This is a genomic window from Paraburkholderia sp. J8-2, assembly GCF_905220195.1.
Lineage (GTDB): Bacteria > Pseudomonadota > Gammaproteobacteria > Burkholderiales > Burkholderiaceae > Paraburkholderia.
Genome location: NZ_CAJMZA010000068.1, coordinates 1 through 4167 on the forward strand (window position 1 = coordinate 1; position 4167 = coordinate 4167).

The 4167-nt window shown below is 59.1% G+C and carries 3 protein-coding genes; all 3 read left to right on the forward strand.

The window, feature by feature from the left end; all coding sequences use genetic code 11:
• On the forward strand, positions 1-667 hold a 667-nt coding region (locus U5A52_RS42645; RefSeq protein WP_321940388.1), incomplete at its 5' end, for an FAD-binding oxidoreductase.
• Positions 668-1088: 421 nt separating this feature from the next.
• Entirely contained in the window at positions 1089-2921 is a 1833-nt protein-coding gene (locus tag U5A52_RS42650) for a sulfatase-like hydrolase/transferase (RefSeq protein ID WP_321940390.1), read from the forward strand.
• 559 nt (positions 2922-3480) lie between these two features.
• Complete coding sequence (locus U5A52_RS42655; RefSeq protein ID WP_321940392.1) at positions 3481-4065, forward strand: DUF3313 domain-containing protein; 585 nt, start codon at positions 3481-3483, stop codon at positions 4063-4065.
• The last annotated feature ends 102 nt before the right edge of the window (positions 4066-4167 follow it).

Here is a 4167-nt window from a genome sequence, read left to right on the forward strand (position 1 = left end):
GTTGCGCATGCGCTTGCCGGGCCTTTCGTCGTTCGAGCTGATGTGGGACGACTTCATGCTGGCCGCCTGCGACGTGGCCAGGCTCAAGCCTGCCTTTTCGACGCGTTATCCGGTCTATGCGCTCGTCGAAACACTGGGCGAAGCCAACGACGATGCACAGCGCGCGCTCGAAGAAGCGCTTGGCGACGCACTCGAAGCAGGCACGATCGACGACGTGATCGTCGCGCAGTCGCTGGAGCAGGCAAAGCAGTTGTGGGCCGCGCGCGAGTCGGTCGGCGAGTTGCTGGCCGCCACGCGCCCGCACGCGGCCTTCGACGTGGGTGTGCCGATGGAAGAGATGGAACGTTGCGTCTCGACGCTGCGCGCGCGGCTCGAAGAGAAGTTTGCACAGCAGAAGCATCTGTTCTTCGGCCATCTCGGCGACGGCAATCTGCACGTACTAAGCGGCCCATACGCCGACGAAGCCGCGCTGCTCGATGTCGAGGCGCTCGTCTACGAGACAGTGCGCGACGCGGGCGGGTGCATCTCGGCGGAGCACGGCATCGGCGTGGTCAAGCGCGCCTTTCTCGGACTGACCCGCTCGGATGCAGAGCTTGACCTGATGCGCAAGCTCAAAACCGCGATCGATCCGGCGTCCATCTTGAACGGCGGACGAGTGATTCCTTAAGCGCGACGAAACACCTTGCGGAACGGCCCAGGCGATTGTGCAAAGACAGCTTGAAAAGGGTCGCTTCAATGGTTCTGTTCGCTTTTTATTTCGTCCCGGAGCTTGCGATGTCCTCCACAAGTCGCTCCATGAACCTGGAGGTCAGGGGCAACAACGAACCATCCATACGCGGCAGGCAGCCAATTTCACTGGGCCAGTTGGCATGGCTTGCGGCAACCGTGCGCAACCAAATTGATCGGCAATGGGCCGGTGCTGGCTACTGCGTCTGTATTGGCGACCAGGGAGAAAACGCACACTGATGAACTGTAATTTCTCAATGATCGGACGCCTGTCGTAGGACGCACGCTAGCGACGCTCGCAGCTTTGCTTCTACACGGCAAGACGGCCTGGCGTTTGCTATACAGCCCCCTCGAAATCAAGAGTGAACAACAACATGGCAAGCAAAACATCCCGTCGCGCATTTCTCAAACAGACCGGCTCGACCGTCGCCGCGACCGTACTGGGCGGCGCAACCTCCCACGCGCAATCCGCTCCGGCGTCCTCTGGCACACGAGCTGCACCGACTCAGGCTCTGAACACGCCGAAGCACCCGGCCAGTCGGCTCAAACGGCCGAACATCCTCTTCATCCTGACCGACCAGGAGCGCTATTTCGACAGGTGGCCTTTTCCGGTTCCCGCGCGTGAATGGCTTGCCCAGCACGGCACGACCTTCACCAACCATCAGATTGCCGCCGTAATCTGCTCGCCGTCGCGCTCGACGATCTATACGGGACGCCACGTGCAGCATACTGGCGTGTTCGACAACGCGGGTGTAGCCTGGCAGCCCGACATGTCGCCGGAGATTCCGACGATCGGCGGGATGCTCCAACAGATCGGCTATCACTCCGCGTATCTCGGCAAATGGCATCTGAGCAAGACGATGCACCGCAGCCCGAGCATCTACAACGCACCGGTCGGTGCCTACCACGACACCATGAAGCACTATGGTTTCGACGACTACTTCGGCGTGGGAGACTTGATCGGCTTTGCGCAGGGAGGCTATAGCTACGATGGCATCACCGCCGAATCCGCGGTCAGCTGGCTACGAAGCCGCGGTATTGAGTTGCGAGACGCTGGGAAGTCCTGGTTCATGGCGCTGAACTTCGTGAATCCGCACGACGCCATGTTCACCAATACCGATTCCGCGTCCGACGAGCTCCAGCAGCATTCGCCGCATGACCTGAAGATCATGCGTCCGCCGGCGGACGATCTCTATCGCCAGTCGTGGACGGACGTGCCGCTTTCGCCGTCGCGCCTGGAATCGCTGCACGCGAGGGGACGCCCTTTCGCGCATGCGATGTACAGCGAAGCGCATAGCCTGTTCGTCGGCAAATTTCCGTTCACTGACGAGCGCGTTCGCGTCTACCAGGACAACTACTTCAATTGCATCCGCGATTGCGACACGCATGTCATGCGCGTGCTGCAGGCATTACAGGCTTCCGGCCTCGACGAATCCACAGTCATCGTTTTCACGGCTGACCATGGCGAACATGCGGGCGCGCATCAGCTTGTCGACAAGGGCGCGACGGCCTATCGCGAGCAGAATCACGTCCCGCTGATCATCCGTCATCCAGACCATCCCGGCGGCGAGCGTTGCAACGCGTTGACGTCGCACGTCGATCTCGTCCCCACGCTTCTGGCGATTGCGGGCGCGGACCTGGCCACGCAAACGAAAGTCGCGCGCCAGCCCCTCGTCGGACGCAGTTTTTCGAATCTGCTGGCTGCGCCGGGTAAGGCGGCCACTGCGACCTTGCGAAGCGCGACGCTCTTCAACTACGCCATGCTCGACTATTCCGATGCGAACTGGTTGAAACAAGTTCGCGAACTGGTAAAGAACAACGAGATCGAGGAAGAGCGCAAGGATGTGATGCTCAATGCGCTGCAGCCACGCCTCGAATACCGTTGCGCGATCCGCAGCGTCTTCGACGGACGTTACCGGTTCAGCCGGTATTTCGCGCTGAATCGTTTCAACCGTCCGACTTCCATTGATGCGCTTTACGCAGACAACGACCTCGAGATGTTTGACCTTCAGCGCGACCCTCACGAAGTTGTCAATCTAGCGCTATCGCCTTCCGACCATCACGATGTGATGATGTTGATGAATGCCCAACTCAATGAACTAATCGACAGGGAGGTGGGTATGGACTCCATCGCTGCCATGCCTTTCACGAACGGGCGTGTGGACTACAGCGCAAGAAATGTGACGCATGGCTAACGGAATGTTCGTGCTTCACATCGAGGTGTCGAACGTGCGCGCCAATTAAGCGTTTTGGTTTGCGCACAGCCTCGACCGGAGTAGCGCGACATTCCCCTGCATCCGGATTGCTGGCTCGCGGATTCCGATACACCTGACATCAAGCCGGATGTGCGTCCCCTGATACTGAAGGAAAACGCCCTTCGGCTGCTTGGTCTCTCCGCCAGGACCGAACCGATTGCGAGTAGGCCTTGCTTCGACGGTGAACCCTTGCAAACCGCAATAGACCCAGCGCGGGATGTCCGAGGCAGCGACGCGGCCAGCCGAGGAATCCGCCAAAGTCCAACCACCTAAGAGACGTAAAATACAAACCGGCCAGACGGTTTACATCGTGACTGACCTGCGGTAGTATGACCCGTGAGCAATCTCGGTCTACCGTCGGTCCGCGTAGCGGTCGCTACCAGTCAGGACGTTTTCTCAGATTTAGTGGCGTTATGAAGCGCGCAATTTACAAACCGGCTAGACGGTTTATATGAGCATCCGGAAACTAATAACCCCTGCGTTCGAGTTGCTGTTGAGGATGGCCCCAAAAGCCCTGATTTGCGCAGCGCTCGGTCTTGCACTGTTCGCTACGCTTTGCCTTGCACTCTCGGCGTGCTCGACAGTCAAGCCCGTCAAGTATTCCAGCCTCGCTTCATGGCCGTACCTGCGCGTCAATCCCGACGACCGGGATGGCACCCATATGCCCTATCGGTATGCGTTGCCGCAGGACTGGTCACGATACAGAAAACTCATCCTCGAACCCGTCCAGCTTTACGGCGGACCGGACGCCGAGTTTCACCACGTCAGCGACGCGGAGCGCTCGAAGCTCGCTGATTTCATGCAGGCTACGTTTGCAGAAAAGCTGGCCACCCGCTTCGATCTGGTGAATGAGTCCGGAACCGATACGCTTCGTGTTCGGCTCACGCTCACCGGTGCAGGCACGGCGCTGCCAGGATATGTCATCTATGCGGTAGAAATTTCGGATTCCTCTTCAAACAAGCTGATTGAAGCTTATATCGAAAGGTATCCAGATGGCGGGCTGTCTGCCAGGTTGAGCTCGCCAGACGCCCCCAAAACCGGTATTGAACGGGGCGCAGCCGAACTGCTCGCCCGATTCAGGTAATTCACTCTTGCAGCAGCTTTCAATGTCCCTCAGACGATTTCTCCCGCTCACCATCTGGCTCGTACCGATCGGTGCAGCGTTGATCGGCATCGCGTTACTTGC

What these genes read in the sequence shown, in the direction of transcription:
- U5A52_RS42655 (WP_321940392.1), top strand. Translation starts at nt 3,481, where the DNA reads ATGGCCCCAAAAGCCCTGATTTGCGCAGCGCTCGGTCTTGCACTGTTC.